This window comes from Streptomyces sp. CY-1 (assembly GCF_047218265.1).
GTDB lineage: Bacteria > Actinomycetota > Actinomycetes > Streptomycetales > Streptomycetaceae > Streptomyces > Streptomyces niphimycinicus.
In genome coordinates this window covers 7,474,924-7,490,307 of record NZ_CP178393.1, presented here as the reverse complement: position 1 = coordinate 7,490,307, position 15,384 = coordinate 7,474,924, and the positions used below count along the sequence as shown (strand labels likewise).

The 15,384-nt window shown below is 69.8% G+C and carries 15 protein-coding genes; all 15 read right to left on the bottom strand.

Features of this window, described 5'->3' with window-relative positions:
• Positions 1 to 78: 78 nt before the first annotated feature.
• Entirely contained in the window at positions 79 to 894 is an 816-nt protein-coding gene (locus ACK1X7_RS32285) for a F0F1 ATP synthase subunit delta (RefSeq protein ID WP_390791986.1), read from the bottom strand.
• Positions 891 to 1,454, bottom strand: a complete 564-nt coding sequence (locus ACK1X7_RS32280; RefSeq protein ID WP_382949068.1) for a F0F1 ATP synthase subunit B — start codon at positions 1,452 to 1,454, stop codon at positions 891 to 893. The genes ACK1X7_RS32285 and ACK1X7_RS32280 overlap by 4 nt, the downstream gene beginning before the upstream one ends.
• A 38-nt stretch (positions 1,455 to 1,492) precedes the next feature.
• Positions 1,493 to 1,735 (bottom strand): ATP synthase F0 subunit C, encoded by a 243-nt coding sequence (gene atpE, locus ACK1X7_RS32275; RefSeq protein WP_020868408.1) that lies wholly within the window; start codon positions 1,733 to 1,735, stop codon positions 1,493 to 1,495.
• A gap of 77 nt (positions 1,736 to 1,812) precedes the next feature.
• On the bottom strand, positions 1,813 to 2,622 hold the full coding sequence (gene atpB, locus ACK1X7_RS32270; RefSeq protein ID WP_059147674.1) for a F0F1 ATP synthase subunit A: 810 nt from the start codon (positions 2,620 to 2,622) through the stop codon (positions 1,813 to 1,815).
• Positions 2,623 to 2,886: 264 nt separating this feature from the next.
• Positions 2,887 to 3,342: a hypothetical protein gene (locus tag ACK1X7_RS32265; protein WP_385137793.1), complete on the bottom strand. Its 456-nt coding sequence runs from the start codon at positions 3,340 to 3,342 to the stop codon at positions 2,887 to 2,889.
• A gap of 292 nt (positions 3,343 to 3,634) precedes the next feature.
• Positions 3,635 to 5,056, bottom strand: coding sequence for an MraY family glycosyltransferase (locus ACK1X7_RS32260; RefSeq protein ID WP_390791987.1), 1,422 nt, complete (start codon positions 5,054 to 5,056; stop codon positions 3,635 to 3,637).
• Positions 5,057 to 5,131: 75 nt separating this feature from the next.
• A complete protein-coding gene (glyA, locus tag ACK1X7_RS32255) occupies positions 5,132 to 6,421 on the bottom strand; it encodes a serine hydroxymethyltransferase (protein ID WP_413116010.1) in 1,290 nt (429 codons plus the stop codon).
• A 135-nt stretch (positions 6,422 to 6,556) separates the two neighbouring features.
• Complete coding sequence (locus tag ACK1X7_RS32250; RefSeq protein ID WP_078643655.1) at positions 6,557 to 7,216, bottom strand: protein-tyrosine-phosphatase; 660 nt, start codon at positions 7,214 to 7,216, stop codon at positions 6,557 to 6,559.
• On the bottom strand, positions 7,213 to 7,860 hold the full coding sequence (locus tag ACK1X7_RS32245; protein WP_413116009.1) for an L-threonylcarbamoyladenylate synthase: 648 nt from the start codon (positions 7,858 to 7,860) through the stop codon (positions 7,213 to 7,215). Before ACK1X7_RS32245 ends, ACK1X7_RS32250 begins: the two co-directional genes overlap by 4 nt.
• A gap of 49 nt (positions 7,861 to 7,909) precedes the next feature.
• Entirely contained in the window at positions 7,910 to 8,755 is an 846-nt protein-coding gene (gene prmC, locus ACK1X7_RS32240) for a peptide chain release factor N(5)-glutamine methyltransferase (RefSeq protein ID WP_059147679.1), read from the bottom strand.
• 54 nt (positions 8,756 to 8,809) lie between these two features.
• A complete protein-coding gene (gene prfA / locus ACK1X7_RS32235; RefSeq protein ID WP_385137799.1) occupies positions 8,810 to 9,889 on the bottom strand; it encodes a peptide chain release factor 1 in 1,080 nt (359 codons plus the stop codon).
• A 128-nt stretch (positions 9,890 to 10,017) separates the two neighbouring features.
• Positions 10,018 to 10,242, bottom strand: coding sequence for a 50S ribosomal protein L31 (rpmE, locus tag ACK1X7_RS32230; RefSeq protein ID WP_201851294.1), 225 nt, complete (start codon positions 10,240 to 10,242; stop codon positions 10,018 to 10,020).
• A gap of 166 nt (positions 10,243 to 10,408) precedes the next feature.
• A complete protein-coding gene (locus tag ACK1X7_RS32225; protein ID WP_413116008.1) occupies positions 10,409 to 11,533 on the bottom strand; it encodes an LCP family protein in 1,125 nt (374 codons plus the stop codon).
• Between the two features lie 366 nt (positions 11,534 to 11,899).
• A complete protein-coding gene (gene rho, locus ACK1X7_RS32220; RefSeq protein WP_413116007.1) occupies positions 11,900 to 14,053 on the bottom strand; it encodes a transcription termination factor Rho in 2,154 nt (717 codons plus the stop codon).
• Positions 14,054 to 14,455: 402 nt separating this feature from the next.
• Complete coding sequence (gene thrB / locus ACK1X7_RS32215) at positions 14,456 to 15,370, bottom strand: homoserine kinase (protein ID WP_361495120.1); 915 nt, start codon at positions 15,368 to 15,370, stop codon at positions 14,456 to 14,458.
• Positions 15,371 to 15,384: the final 14 nt, after the last annotated feature.

The following is a 15,384-nucleotide window of genomic DNA, read 5'->3' as shown; positions in this document are numbered from 1 at the left end:
GCTCTCCTTGTTGGGCCCGAAGTGTCTGACCACGGCCCAACTCGGGCCGCTTGCATGCTTGTTGAGTTGGTGGCTGTGTCAGCCGGCCATCCGACGGGTCGCCTCGTCAAGGCGGTCCGCGATGGTCCCGTTGATGATCTCGTCGCCGATGCGCACCGAGATCCCGCCGAGGACCTCCGGGTCCACGTCGAGGTTGAGGTGCATCTTCCGTCCGTACAGCTTCCCCAGTGCCTCGCCGAGCCGCTGCTTCTGCCGGTCGCTGAGCGGCACCGCGGAGGTGACGACCGCGACCGTACGGTCCCGGCGCTCCGCCGCCAGCTTGGACAGCTCGTCGAGACCCGCCTCCAGGCTACGACCCCGCGGGTGGGTCACCAGACGGATCACCAGTCGCTCGGTCACCTGGTCGGCCCGGCCGCCGAGCAGCTCGCGGACCAGCCCGGCCTTGGCCGCGACGGTCGCCCGCCGGTCGGTGAGCGCGCCCCGCAGCTCGGACGAGGAGGAGACGATCCGGCCGAACCGGAACAGCTCGTCCTCGACGTTGTCGAGGGCACCCGTCCGCTCGGCCGCCACCAGGTCGGCGGCGCTGGCCAACTGCTCCAGCGAGTCCACCAGGTCGCGCGAGCGCGACCAGCGGGACCGGACCAGGCCGGAGACCAGGTCGATGGACTCGCCGCCGACCTGTCCGCCCAGCACCCGCGCGGCCAGCTCGGCCTTGGCCTCGCCGGGCTGCGCCGGGTCGGTGAGGACCCGGCGCAGCGAGACCTCGCGGTCGAGCAGCGCGGTGACGGCGGCCAGCTCCTCGGCGAGCTTCGGCGCGTCGACGGCGGTGTTGTCCGTCAGGGCGTCGAAGCGCTCGCGCGCGGCTGCCAGTGCCTCCCGGCTCGCTCCGTTCATCGGCCGGCCTCTGCCTTCGAGCCGTCGTTCGACTTGGCCTCGAGCTCGTCGAGGAACCGGTCGATGGTGCGGCTCTGCCGGGCCACGTCCTCGAGCGACTCGCCGACGATCCGGCCGGCCAGGTCGGTGGCGAGCCTGCCCACGTCCTGGCGCAGGGTCTGGGCGGCCTGCTTCCGATCGGCCTCGATCTGGGCGTGACCGGCCGCGATGACCTCTTCACGCTGCCGCTGGCCCTCCGCGCGCATCTCGGCGATGAGCGCGGCGCCCTGCTCCTGCGCCTCCTGACGCAGTCGCGCGGCCTCGTGGCGGGCGTCAGCGAGCTGGGCTCGGTAGTCCTCGAGGACCTGCTGGGCTTCGGCCTGAGTGGCCTCGGCCTTCTCCATGCCGCCTTCGATCGCCTCGCGGCGCTCCTCCAGAACCCGGTTGATGTTCGGGAGGAGCTTCTTGGCGAGGAAGAAGAAGACGATGGCGAAGGCGATCAGGCCGATGACCAGCTCCGGGATCGGCGGGATGAGGGGGTTCTCACTCTCCTCAGCCGCCACCTGTACCAGGGCGTTCACATCAGTGCCTTCCGTCTGTCGTGGTTAAAGCGGTCCGTTCAGGACTTGAAAAGGAAGCCCATGACGATACCGATCAGCGCGAGCGCCTCACAGAAGGCGAAGCCCATGATCTGGTTGGCGCGGATCAGGCCGGCGGCCTCGGGCTGGCGGGCCAGGGCCTGGGTGCCGTTACCGAAGATGATGCCGACGCCGACGCCGGGGCCGATGGCGGCGAGACCGTAACCGATCGAGCCGAGGTTGCCGGTGACGCCGTCGGCGGCGAGGGTCTGGAGAGCGGACATGCCGGTTCTTCCTTTGCGTTTCATGGGCCGGTGGGGGTTGGCCACCGGACGTCTGATGGTCTGGGAGCCAGGTCCGCTCAGTGGTGCTCGGCGAGCGCGCCCTGGACGTAGTTGCAGGCCAAGAGCACGAAGACGTACGCCTGGACAGCCTGGATGAAGAGCTCGAAGGCGGTCAGCAGAATCGTCATCACGAAGGACGCGCCCGCGTAGACGATGCCGATGCCGTTCAGCAGGTACCAGGTGCCGATGGTGAACATCAGCAGCAGCAGATGGCCCGCGAACATGTTGGCGAAGAGCCGGACCGCGTGGGTGAAGGGCCGGATGATGACGTTCGAGAAGAACTCGATCACGACGATCATCGGCAGGATCGCGCCGAGCTCCTTGTCGTAGCCGGTGATGTTCTTCCAGCCGCCGACGAAGCCGTGCTTCTTGAAGGTCAGGTACATCCAGAGGATGTAGACGATCGCGGCCAGACCGGCCGGGAAGGCGATGATCGACGTCACCGGGAACTGGGCGACCGGAATGATCGACCAGAGGTTCATGATCCAGACGAAGAAGAAGATCGAGACCATGAGAGGGACGTACTTCTCGCCCTCCTTCTTGCCGAGGGCCTCATAGACCAGGCCGCGGCGCACGAAGTCGTAGCCCGCCTCGCCGATCATCTGAAGCTTGCCCGGCACGACCTTGGCCCGCGCGAAAGCGGCCCAGAAGAACCAGACGATGGCGACCGTACCCAGCAGGGCCAGCAGCATCGGCTTGTTGAAGTCAAAGCCGCCGACGGAGAAGAGCGGCTCGAACTTGAAGGAATGGAGTCCGGGTGCCGGGAAGCCGCACCCGTCGAAGATGTGGCAGTTCGTCTCGAAGGCGAGCGTCTGGTCAGAACTCACCGCGAGCTCCTTCAGCGTGGCGCATGGGTACGGCAACCTCGTTGTGTCGGCGCGGCACGCGGCCACGGAACGGCACTGGACTGGTCTTGCGGATGTGGGGGCGGCTGATCGGCGCGTGGCCGAGTGGTATGTCGGGCATCAGCTGCATGGGCCGCCGATTCCGTCCCGTGGAATCCGGGGGTTCAGCTACCTGCGCCCGCTGTGCCTCAGATGGCACCGGACGATAGCAGGTGAGCGCACATGCTCTTATCCCGGCCCTACTTCTCACGACGTGGACCCGGCGGGAGCGGACTTCTTCGCCCCCTCGGGCTTACGTTCGTCCTCGGCTTCGGGCTCCACATAGAGGATCTTCGCCTTCATATGCGCACGGGCCTGTGCGCCGACCCACACCAGGGTCGCCGCGAGCAGCGCGAGGGCGAAAGCCTTGACGTTGAACATCGTGGTGTCCTGGAACACCGCGAGCACGACCGCCACCAGCAGGAACTCGGTCATGAAAAGCACCATGCCCATGGCCTGGAACAGATGCGGGAGATGCTTCGCGGTGCGCTCCAGCACGATCAGCCCCGAAGCCATCACCACCATGGCGACGAATGTGCCGAAGCCCGCGCCGATCGCTCCCTTGCCGCCTGCGAACGCGGCACCGACAGCGACGGCGACCACGCCGGCGACGGCGGTGGGCACGGCGCAACTCAGGAGCGTTCTGGCGTCGTTGGACTGCATGAAGGGTTTCTCCGGCAAGTGTCGGAAGCAACGATTCGTCGTGGACGAGCGTATCCCCGGGAACAGAGGAGACCTCACGACGAAGAGCCGTCGCCCTACGGCTCCTCGGGTCTAAGCACCGGGTTTAGTGAACGGTATCACAAACTATTTGATGAGGTCTTTACCCTTTGGATGTGCTGCACGTCACACGGGAGAGTTATGCGCTGTGTACCGTGCTGACGCCGTCCTGTGATCTTCGGCGCTCTCACCGGCCGTTCCCCCTCCGCATTTTCTGGGGGAATCACCAGGGCGGTTACTGGGGTGTTCCGATCCTGCGGCGGTGGGTGAAGCGGGACCGGTCGCCGATCGCGGTGGCGCCGTTCAGCCCGCTGGTCGTCCCGCCGCTCGCGCCGCCGTTCAGCCCGCTGTTCGCGCCGCCGTTCAGCCCGGAGCCCACCGGCTCGGGCGCGGCCGTCTCCGGACCCGATGGTGCGGACCCGCCGCCGGCCACGGCCGCCACCGGCTCCGCGGGCGCCTCGGCGCCCCGTTCGGCCCGCGCGATCCGGTTGGCGCGGCGGTAGCGCGGCGGAACGAACGCCTCGGCCCAGCTCGGCACGCGCGGGGTGAACCGCGGCAGCAGCAACAGCACCAGCCCGACCCCGCTCAGCGCGACGATCGCGAGGACGAACCACACACCGGCCGAGTTCACCGAGTAGGCCACGGCGCCGAAGGCGATCAGCGCCGACCAGAAGTACATGATCAGGACGGCCCGGCTGTGCGAGTGGCCGATCTCCAGCAGCCGGTGGTGCAGATGGCCGCGGTCGGCGGCGAACGGCGACTGGCCCCGCCAGGTGCGCCGGACGATGGCCAGCACCAGATCCGCGAAGGGCACCGCGATGACGGTCAGCGGCAGCAGCAGCGGGATGTAGACCGGGACGGTGGCGTGCACCGCGGCCTGTTCGGACCCCTCGAACAGCTTCATCGCGTCCGGGTCGACCTGGCCGGTGATGGAGATGGCGCCCGCCGCCAGCACCAGCCCGATCAGCATCGAGCCCGAGTCGCCCATGAAGATCCGCGCGGGGTGCGCGTTGTGCGGCAGGAAGCCCAGGCACATCCCCATGAGGACGGCGGCGAACAGGGTGGCGGGCGCGGCCGCCTCCAGGCCGTAGCCGTACCAGATGCGGTAGGCGTACATGAAGAACGCGGCGGCGGCGATGCACACCATCCCGGACGCCAACCCATCAAGCCCATCAACGAAGTTGACGGCGTTGATGGTGATGACGACCAGGGCGACGGTCAGCAGTGTGCCCTGCCAGGGCGTCAGCGAGACCGGTCCCACACCGGGCACCGGAAGCCACAGGATGGTCAGACCCTGGAGCACCATCACACCGGCGGCGATCATCTGCCCGCCGAGCTTGATCAGCGCGTCCACGCCCCACTTGTCGTCCAGCACGCCCAGCAGCCAGATCAGCCCGGCGCCGGACAGCAGCGCCCGTGGCTCGTTGGAGACCTCGAAGACGTCCTTGAGGTTGGTCAGATGGGCGGCGACCAGCAGCCCCGCGCACAGCCCGCCGAACATGGCGATGCCACCGAGCCGCGGAGTGGGCTCGCGATGCACATCACGGGCGCGGATCTCCGGCATCGCACCGGCCGCGATGGCGAATTTCCGCACCGGCCCGGTCAGCAGATAGGTGACCGCGGCCGTGATGCACAGAGTCAGCAGGTATTCACGCACAGGCTGCCCCAGGGGTATCGCTGGCCATCACAGCCTCACACCTTATGCGTGTCGGACGCCTTGCGGTGAACGTACTTACAGACGTCCTACACCTTCGGATGGTTGCATGATTCGGGCCTCGTCCGGATAGGGCGGAAATCTCCCGGCCAGTTCCACCACCTTTTCCCGTACCACGCCTTCGTCCCGCAGGACGGTTCCCATCAGGGCCGCTATCCGCTCCATTTCCGGCGCTCCCATTCCCTGGGTGGTCACCGCTGCGGTGCCCAGCCGGATCCCCTTTACGCATCCCCGGGGCTCGGTGGCGGATGCCAGCGCGCAGGTGTCCAGAACGATCCCGGCGGCCGCGCAGCGGGCCTTCGCGGTCCGTCCGTCCAGGCCCAGCGGGGCCGTATCGGCGGTGATCATATGGGTGTCGGTGCCGCCCGTGGCCACCGCGAGACCCTCCGCGACCAGGGCGTCCGCGAGCACCCGGGCATTGGCCACCACCCGCCGCGCATAGGCGGTGAAGGCGGGCGCCGCGGCCTCGCCGAACGCCACCGCCTTGGCCGCGACGGTGTGCATCTGGGCGCCGCCCTGGGTGAACGGGAACACCGCCCGGTCGACCCGCTCGGCCAGCTCCGCACCACACAGCAGCATTCCGCCGCGCGGCCCGCGCAGCACCTTGTGTGTCGTTGCGCACACCACATCCGCGTACGGCACCGGGGACGGCGCCACCTTTCCCGCGACCAGACCGATCGCATGGGCGGCGTCGGCGATGAGATACGCGCCCACCTCATCGGCGACGGCACGGAAGGCGGCGTAGTCCAGATGGCGCGGATAGGAGATGGAGCCGCAGACGATCGCCTTCGGCCGATGGGCGTGGGCCAGCGCGCGGAGCTGCTCGTAGTCGATCAGGCCGGTCGCCGGATCGACGCCGTAGCCGATGAAGTCGAACCAGCGGCCGGAGAAATTGGCGGGTGAGCCATGGGTGAGATGGCCGCCGTGCGGCAGCGCCATCGCCAGCACCGTGTCCCCGGGCCGCAGCAGCGCGGCGTAGGCGGCCAGCACCGCCGAGGAGCCCGAATGCGGCTGCACATTGGCGTGCTCGGCGCCGAACAGGGCCTTCGCCCGGTCCTGGGCGACCCGCTCGGCGATGTCCACGATCTCGCAGCCGCCGTGGTGGCGGGCGCCGGGATAGCCCTCGGCGTACTTGTTGGCCAGCGGCGAGGCGAGCGCCGCCAGCACGGCCGGCGAGGTGAAGTTCTCGGCCGCGATGAGCTGGAGGCCGCAGGAGACGCGGTCGATCTCGCTCAGGATGATCCCCGCCAGCTCCGGGTCCTGGCGGGCGAGCGCTCCGAAATCGGGGCCCCGGTGGGTGACGGCCATGGCGTGCTCACAGCCTTGGGAGGGGACGGCGGGTCGTCGAAGGTGGTCACCCCCAATGTAGGCCCCACGCGCCCTCGTGGCGCGCCGTGAGCCCCGGAAACCCCCGCCCGCGCGCCCCTGGGCCCCGCCAGGGGGCTACGCGGGGGCGGGGACCCCCGTCAGGGCCGTGACGACCGGGTCCAGGGCCTGGTTGATCTCGTCCCCGATGGAGCGGAAGAAGGTGATCGGCGCCCCGTACGGATCGTGCACCTCGTCCGCGTCCTCGGTGGGCGCCAGCAGCCAGCCGCGCAGCGCGGCCGCCGCCTGCACCAGGGCACGGGCGCGCTCGACCACGCCGCCCGCCTCCGCCGGATCGGGCAGCGTCGCGGGGTCTATGGCCCGCACCAGCCGGGTGAACTCCTTGAGCGTGAAGGTGCGCAGCCCCGCCGAATGCCCCATCGAGATGACCTGCGCCCGGTGGTCGCGGGTGGCGGTCAGGACCAGATCGGCGCGGATGACGTGCTCGTCCAGCAGCTCACGGCCGAGGAATCCCGCCGGGTCGGCGCCGAAGTCGGTCAGGACCGTCGCGGCGTGCGCCTCCATGGGCGCGCCCTCATGGCCCCAGGTGCCGGCGCTCTCCACGATCAGACCGCGGGTGCGGACGGTGCCGAGGCGGTGCGTGAGGGCATGCCGGGTCAGCCGCTCGGTGATCGGCGAGCGGCATACATTGCCGGTGCTGACGTGGAGGATGCGGAAGGTGGCCTCGGGCTTCTTCTCACGGTGTTCCGCTATGCCACGCCCCTCAGGGGCTGTCAATTCGCCACCTCGAGGTCGGGTACGACCTCGCGGAGCTGCTCGGCGGTGAGCGCGCCCGCCCGGAGCAGCACCGGCACCTTGCCGGTGACGTCGACGATCGAGGAGGGCACGGCGGCCGGGGTGGGCCCGCCGTCGAGGTACACCGAGACGGAGTCCCCCAGCATGTCCTGGGCGGCGTCGCAGTCCTGCGGAGAGGGGTGTCCGGTCAGGTTGGCGCTGGAGACCGCCATCGGGCCGAAGTCCGTCAGCAGCACGATCGCGACCGGGTGCAGCGGCATCCGCACCGCGACGGTGCCCCGGGTCTCCCCCAGGTCCCAGGTGAGGGACGGCTGGTGCCGGGCGACGAGGGTGAGCGCACCGGGCCAGAAGGCGTCGACCAGCTCCCAGGCCATCTCGGAGAAGTCGGTGACCAGTCCGTGCAGGGTGTTCGGGGAGCCGACCAGCACCGGGGTGGGCATATTGCGGCCGCGGCCCTTGGCCTCGAGCAGATCGCCGACCGCCTCGGCGTTGAAGGCGTCCGCGCCGATCCCGTAGACGGTGTCGGTGGGCAGCACGACCAGTTCGCCGCGGCGGACGGCGGAGGCGGCCTCGCGCAGGCCGGTCTTGCGGTCGGTGGCGTCCCCGCAGTCGTATCGCCGTGCCATCTTTAACGGACCTCCTCGTACGTGGCCAATGTGTGGTGCGGTGCCGCCGTCACGGCATGGCCTTCCGCGCGGTGGCGAACCGGGGCCGGTTGTTCAGGTCGGGGTGGTCGGCGGCGTCCGCCCAGCCACGCTCCTCCGTGAAGATCCACGGCACCTGGCCGCCCTGGGTGTCTGCGTGCTCGATGACCACCACGCCTCCGGGGCGCAGCAGCCGGTGGGCGGTGCGCTCCAGGCCACGGATCACATCGAGGCCGTCCTCTCCGGAGAAGAGCGCGAGCTGGGGGTCGTGGTCGCGGGCCTCCGGCGCCACGTACTCCCACTCGGTCAGCGGGATGTACGGCGGGTTGCTGATGACGAGGTCCACCTGTCCGTCGAGCTCGGGCAGGGCCGTCAACGCGTCCGCGTGATGGAGAACGACGCGGGACCCCTCGACGTTCTTGCGGGCCCAGCGCAGGGCGCCCTCGTCCAGCTCGACGGCGTGCACCCGGGAGCGCGGCACCTCCTGGGCGAGCGCCAGCGCGATGGCGCCGGAACCGGCGCACAGATCGACGATGAGCGGTTCGACGACATCCATCGCGCGGACCGCGTCTATCGCCCAGCCGACCACCGACTCGGTCTCCGGCCGGGGCACGAAGACCCCGGGTCCGACCTGGAGCTCGAGATAGCGGAAGAAGGCGCGGCCGGTGATGTGCTGAAGGGGCTCGCGGGCCTCCCGCCGGGCGACCGCCTCCCAGTAGCGGGCGTCGAAGTCGGCGTCGGGCACGCCGTGCAGCTCTCCCCGCTTGACGCTGTGCACAAAGGCGGCGAGCTCCTCCGCGTCGAAGCGCGGTGAGGGCACGCCGGCGTCGGCCAGCCGCTGAGTGGCCTGCGCCACCTCGGCGAGCAGCACGTTCACTGAATTCCTCCAGCCGGTCCGGACAAGAGCACGAAGCCTACGACGGTGGGTGGCTCAGCCCGCGGCCGCCAGCTTGGCGGCCGCGTCGGCGTCGACGCACGCCTGGATGACCGGTTCGAGTTCACCGTCGAGCACCTGGTCCAAGTTGTACGCCTTGAAACCGACTCGATGGTCCGAGATCCGGTTTTCCGGGAAGTTGTACGTACGGATGCGCTCGGAGCGGTCGACGGTGCGCACCTGGCTGCGGCGCGCGTCCGACGCCTCCCGCTCGGCCTCCTCCTGGGCCGCGGCCAGCAGCCGCGAGCGCAGGATGCGCAGCGCCTGCTCCTTGTTCTGGAGCTGGCTCTTCTCGTTCTGGCAGGAGACGACGATGCCGGTGGGCAGGTGGGTGATGCGCACCGCGGAGTCGGTGGTGTTGACCGACTGGCCGCCGGGTCCCGAGGAGCGGTAGACGTCGATCCGCAGGTCATTGGGGCCGATCTCGACCTCGACCTCCTCGGCCTCGGGCGTGACCAGCACACCGGCCGCGGAGGTGTGGATACGGCCCTGGGACTCGGTGGCGGGCACCCGCTGCACCCGGTGCACCCCGCCCTCGTACTTCAGCCGGGCCCAGACGCCCTGGCCGGGCTCGGTGGCGCCGTTCCCGCCCTTGGTCTTCACCGCGACCTGGACGTCCTTGTAGCCGCCGAGGTCGGACTCGTTGGCGTCGAGGATCTCGGTCTTCCAGCCGACGCGCTCGGCGTACCGCAGATACATCCGCAGCAGATCGCCGGCGAACAGCGCGGACTCCTCGCCGCCCTCTCCGGCCTTGACCTCCAGGATGACGTCCTTGTCGTCGCTCGGGTCGCGGGGGACGAGCAGCAGCCGCAGCCGGTCGGTCAGCCCCTCGCGGGACTGCTCCAGCTCCTTGACCTCGTCCGCGAAGTCGGGGTCGTCCTGGGCCAGCTCCCGGGCGGTCTCGATGTCCTCCCCGGCCTGCTTCCAGGCGCGGTAGGCGGCGATCACCGGGGTCAGCTCGGCGTAGCGCTTGTTGAGCCGACGCGCCTCCCGCTGGTCTGCGTGGACCGCGGGGTCGGCGAGCCGCTTTTCGAGGTCGGCGTGTTCGCCGATCAGTTCCTCGACCGCCTCGAACATCGGGGGGCTCCCTGGGTGGTCTGCGTGGGGGTGTTGCGGAGATGAGGTGCCGGAAGGGCCGTGACGACAAAACGCCGGTCCGGTCGCCCCAGGGAAGGGGCGACCGAAGACCGGCGCCGTGCGGGTCGCTACTTCTTGGCGGACCCGGCGTTCTTGCCGAAGCGGGCCTCGAACCGCGCCACGCGGCCACCGGTGTCGAGGATCTTCTGCTTGCCCGTGTAGAACGGGTGGCACTCGGAGCAGATGTCGGCACGGATGGTGCCGCCGCTCACGGTGCTACGGGTGGTGAAGGACGCGCCACAGGTGCAGCTCACCTGCGTCTCGACGTACTCCGGGTGGATCTCGCGCTTCAAGGGAATCTCCTAGGTTCGGGAGGGCACCGGGTCGACGGGCGGGATGCCTGTCGTGAACCGGGACCGACGATCCAGTTTGCCAGTACTGGCCGCATCTCCCAAAACCGGGGGTGGGGCCGGGATATTCCCGGCCCCTCCCGGGGACGCCGTCCGACTCCCGGGGACGCTACTTGACGACCTTGCCCGCGTCGGTGGCGTCGCCCGCGGAGCCCTTGGTGGCCGAGGCGGGGACGGGCTGGTCGTTGCGGAGCGCCGTCCATATGAGCTTGGCCTTGCGCTCCATGGGCAGCACCCGGTCCGGGTTCTGCGGGTCGTACTCGACGGGCAGCGTGGTCATCTTCATATCGCCCGACCCGATGCCCTTGAGGGATTCGGCGAAGCCCTTCAGCTTGCTCACCGAGGCCAGCTCGGAGTCGGTGGTGAGCGCCTTGGTGGAGGTGTCGGCGAGGTCGTAGAGCTTCTTCGGGTTGCCGAACACATCGACGTGCTTGACCTGGTCCAGCAGCGCCTTGACGAACGCCTGCTGGAGCTTGATCCGGCCGAGGTCGCTGCCGTCGCCCACACCGTGCCGGGTGCGCACCAGGCCAAGGGACTGCTCGCCGTTCAGCGTGTGCGGGCCGGGCTCCAGGTCGAGGTGGCTCTTCGCATCGTGAATCGGGGCGGTGGTGGTGAGGTTGACGCCGCCGAGGTCGTTTATGAGGTCCTTGAAGCCGGAGAAGTCGACCTCGAGGAAGTGGTCCATGCGTATGCCCGTCATGGACTCGATGGTCTTGATGGTGCAGGCCGGGCCACCGGTCTCGTACGCGCTGTTGAACATCGCCGACTGCACGGCGGGCGTCTGCTGCCCGCCCTTGGTGGTGCAGGACGGCCGCTGTATGAGGGTGTCGCGCGGGATGCTGATGACGCTGGCCTTCTTGTGGCCCTTGTAGACGTGGACGATCATCGCCGTGTCGGAGCGCGATGTGCCCTCGTCCGTGCCGTACTTCGCGTTCTTGCCGGCCCGGGAGTCGGAGCCGAGGACGAGGATGTCCATCGAGCCGTTGTCGACGTTCTTGGGGCGGTTGGCACCGAGGGCGGCGTTGACGTCGACGCCGGTGAGGTTTCCGTTCAGCTTGTAATAGAGGTAGCCCAGTCCGGCACCGCCCAGCACCAGCACGGCGGCCAGCGTCCACACCGTGTAGAGCACGGCCCTGCGGCGCGTGCTGGGCCGCTTGCGGCGGCGGCCCGACGTCGCGCCGCGGGCGCGATGGCGGCCCGGGGTCACCGGTGCGTTGCTGCTGTCCTCGGCCATGTGCTCCTCAGTCCTCTATGTGCTGCCCGAGTACCCCCTGCCGTCACGGTCAGGCGTGGCGTCGCGGTTTCACGGTTTCCGCGGTGATGTCCGCCTGTGTTCGGGCCCCGTATTCCGACCTGACAGATGGAAGGCCGTGCGCCAGGGTTGCATATGTGCGATGGCCGGTTTTCGTCCGGGCCGCCGGAAGCTCCGTTCGTCCCCTTCGTCCGCCTTACCGCTCTGACCTGCACTTTCGCGGGCGATAACATGATCAGGACCGGTCCGTGGCCCGGCTTGCCGCTGTGGCTCACCTCTCATCGAACGCAGCGAGGCCCCCCGCGGTGCGGGGGGCCTCGGCTACGGAGCGTTCCGGCGGGTGTCCGGTCAGTCGCCGTTGTTGCCCGGAGTGGGCGTGGTCTTGGCGATCTGCATCAGGAACTCGGCGTTGGACTTCGTCTGCTTCATCTTGTCCAGCAGCAGCTCGATCGCCTGCTGGGAGTCGAGCGCGTGCAGCACCCGTCGCAGCTTCCAGACGATGTTCAGCTCCTCCGGCGCCAGCAGGATCTCTTCCTTACGGGTGCTGGACGGGTCGACGTCCACCGCCGGGAAGATGCGCTTGTCGGCGAGCTTCCGGTCGAGCTTGAGCTCCATGTTGCCGGTGCCCTTGAACTCCTCGAAGATCACCTCGTCCATGCGCGAGCCGGTCTCGACCAGCGCGGTGGCCAGGATGGTCAGCGAGCCGCCGTCCTCGATGTTGCGCGCGGCGCCGAAGAACTTCTTCGGCGGGTAGAGCGCGGTCGAGTCGACACCACCGGACAGGATGCGGCCGGAGGCGGGCGCCGCCAGGTTGTAGGCACGACCCAGGCGGGTGATCGAGTCCAGCAGGACGACCACGTCATGGCCCAGCTCGACCAGGCGCTTGGCCCGCTCGATCGCCAGCTCCGCGACGGTGGTGTGGTCCTCGGCCGGGCGGTCGAAGGTCGAGGAGATGACCTCGCCCTTGACCGACCGCTGCATGTCGGTGACCTCTTCCGGCCGCTCGTCGACGAGGACGACCATCAGATGGCACTCGGGGCTGTTGCGGGTGATCGCGTTGGCGATCGCCTGCATGATCATGGTCTTACCGGTCTTCGGCGGGGCCACGATCAGACCGCGCTGCCCCTTGCCGATCGGCGCGACCAGGTCGATGATCCGGGTCGTCAGCCCGCCTGCCTCGGTCTCCAGACGCAGCCGGTCCTGCGGGTAAAGCGGCGTCAGCTTGCCGAACTCCGGCCGCCCGCGCCCGGTTTCGGGCGCCATGCCGTTGACCGAGTCCAGCCGCACCAGCGCGTTGAACTTCTCGCGGCGCTCGCCCTCGCGCGGCTGCCGCACCGCGCCGGTGACGTGGTCGCCCTTGCGCAGACCGTTCTTACGGACCTGGGCGAGCGAGACATAGACGTCGTTCGGACCCGGGAGGTAGCCGGAGGTCCGGATGAACGCGTAGTTGTCGAGGATGTCGAGGATGCCCGCGACCGGGATCAGGACGTCGTCCTCGGACACCTGCGGCTCGTTGCCGAAGTCGTCGCGGCCACGCCGGCCACGGCGGTCCCGGTAGCGCCCACGGCGGCCACGGCGGCCACCGTCGAAGTCGTCATCGCTCTCGTCGGGGCGCTGCTGGGCCTGGCCGCGCCCGTCGCGCTGCTGACGGCCGCCGCTCTGCTGGCCGTCGTCGCCCTTGCCGCGGCGGTCACCGCGCTCGCCGCGCTCACCGCGGTCCCCGCGGTCCCCGCGGTCGCGCTGACGCTCCCGGCGGTCGCCCTTCTGGCCGCGCTCCTGGCGGTCACCGCCCCGCGCGCCCTTGCCCTCGGCGGTGTCAACGGCGGCCTCGGCCTTTCCGTCGCCCTTGGGCTCGGTCCTGGTCTCGGTCTTGGCGGAGGCGTCCGTACGAGTCTCCGTCTTGGTCTCGACAGCGGTGGCCGTGCCCCCGGCGTCGGGGGTGGTGGCGGGCGCGGTGGCGCGGCGACGGCGGCGCTCACCGGCCGGCTGCTCATCGCCCGCGGGCTCACCGGGCTGGCCCGGGATCTCGATCTGCGCTTGCGCGACGGCCTTCCCCTCGGCTTCGGCCTTGTCGGCCTTCTCCGCCTTCCCGGCGGACTTCGAGGACTTGGCGCTGCCGGCCTTCTCCTCGGCGTCATCGCCCGTACGCGTCCGCGAGGTGGCGCGGCGCTTCGGCTTGGTCGCGCCTTCCGCGGCGGACGGGCTGCTCTCGGAGCCCTCGGCGGAGCCGGAGCCCCCGGCCTGCTTCTCCTTGATGACCTCGATCAGCTGGCCTTTGCGCATCCGTGCGGTGCCCTTGATGCCAAGGCTCGAGGCGAGCTGCTGGAGCTCGGCCAGGACCATGGCGTCAAGGCCGGTGCCCGAGCGGCGTCGCCGCGGGGCAGCGCCAGTGGCAGCACCGGTGGCGGGCGCGGAAGCGTCCGTGGCGGGCGCGTTGTTGCCGACACCGCTGTCGGAGGTGCCGGAGGCGTTCACGCCCATCAGATCGGTGGTGTCGCTCACGAAGGGTCCTTCCCTGGAGCGGGCGTCGGCCTGTCTGGCTCGGCGACCGGTTGTGCTGTCCGGCTGTGGTCCTTCCGTAACGGACCGGGCCGGGGCGGTGGTCCGCCGGGGTACGGCGGAGAGATCAATTCATGGTTCCGACGCGGTGGAGGGTTCACTGAGATCCGCCACGCCGATTCCGGAGCGTGCTCGCTACTGCTCAGGCAGGCTGCTCAGGCAGTGGGGGAGGCTCCCGGAAGAAGGGTGGTCCCGGATGGGGACACTGAGCACCTCGCCTCCGAATAGATCCAAGAGGCATCAAGTGCTGACTTGAGGTTAACACTACCGGATCCAACAAACATTCCCCCTTTCCAAGACCGGCTATCGAGTTTTCCCGGGCCCGGGACGCCCCGGACCGGGGTGTCAGGTGAGCGGCAGGACGCTCGCCCCCCCGGCGTCGAGAGCCAGCCGGTTGGCCGCCCACCCCTCGCCCGCCAGTCGTGCGACCTTGTCGGCCGCACCGTCCTCGACCAGCGCGAGCACCGTGGGGCCCGCACCGGAGATGACCGCGGGGACGCCGTCCGTCCGCAGTCGGTTCACCAGGCTCACGCTCTCGGGCATCGCCGGAGCACGGTATTCCTGGTGCAGCCGGTCCTCCGTCGCCGCGAGCAGCAGCTCGGGACGCCTGGTCAGGGCCTCGACGAGCAGTGCGGCCCGGCCCGCGTTCACCGCCGCGTCCACATGCGGGACGGTGCGCGGCAGCAGCCCGCGGGCGGTCTCGGTGAGCACCGGCCGGCCAGGGACGAAGACCACCGGAACGATGGAATCCGCAGGGTCCATCCTGATCGCGCGGGCGGATCCCGCGTCCGTCCAGGCGAGGGTGAAGCCGCCGAGCAGACAGGCGGCGACATTGTCGGGGTGGCCCTCGATCTCGGTGGCCAGCTCCAGCACCGCCTCGTTGTCGAGCCGCTCGGCGCCGCCTATGGTCACCGCGCGCGCGGCGACGATCCCGGCGCAGATGGCGGCGGAGGAGGAGCCCAGGCCCCGGCCGTGCGGGATGCGGTTGGCGCAGACCACTTCGAGGCCGCGGGGCTGCCCGCCCAGCAGGTCGAAGGTGGTGCGCAAGGAGCGTACGAGCAGATGGCTCTCGTCGCGCGGCAGCGACTCGGCGCCCTCGCCCGCGATATCGACGTGCAGACCGGAGTCGGCCACCCGGACCACGACGTCGTCGTAGAGGCCCAGGGCCAGGCCGAGGGCGTCGAAGCCGGGACCGAGATTGGCGCTCGATGCGGGGACGCGCACTCGGACGGCGGCGGCGCGGAACGCTGGACCGGCCATCGCTCGATGACTCT

Bases quoted from the DNA above. Each gene is read 5' to 3' on its own strand.
- thrB (WP_361495120.1), bottom strand. From the start codon at position 15,370: ATGGCCGGTCCAGCGTTCCGCGCCGCCGCCGTCCGAGTGCGCGTCCCC.
- ACK1X7_RS32285 (WP_390791986.1), bottom strand. From the start codon at position 894: ATGAACGGAGCGAGCCGGGAGGCACTGGCAGCCGCGCGCGAGCGCTTC.
- glyA (WP_413116010.1), bottom strand. From the start codon at position 6,421: ATGGCCGTCACCCACCGGGGCCCCGATTTCGGAGCGCTCGCCCGCCAG.
- ACK1X7_RS32265 (WP_385137793.1), bottom strand. From the start codon at position 3,342: ATGCAGTCCAACGACGCCAGAACGCTCCTGAGTTGCGCCGTGCCCACC.
- ACK1X7_RS32245 (WP_413116009.1), bottom strand. From the start codon at position 7,860: ATGGCACGGCGATACGACTGCGGGGACGCCACCGACCGCAAGACCGGC.
- prfA (WP_385137799.1), bottom strand. From the start codon at position 9,889: ATGTTCGAGGCGGTCGAGGAACTGATCGGCGAACACGCCGACCTCGAA.
- atpE (WP_020868408.1), bottom strand. From the start codon at position 1,735: ATGTCCGCTCTCCAGACCCTCGCCGCCGACGGCGTCACCGGCAACCTC.
- ACK1X7_RS32225 (WP_413116008.1), bottom strand. From the start codon at position 11,533: ATGGCCGAGGACAGCAGCAACGCACCGGTGACCCCGGGCCGCCATCGC.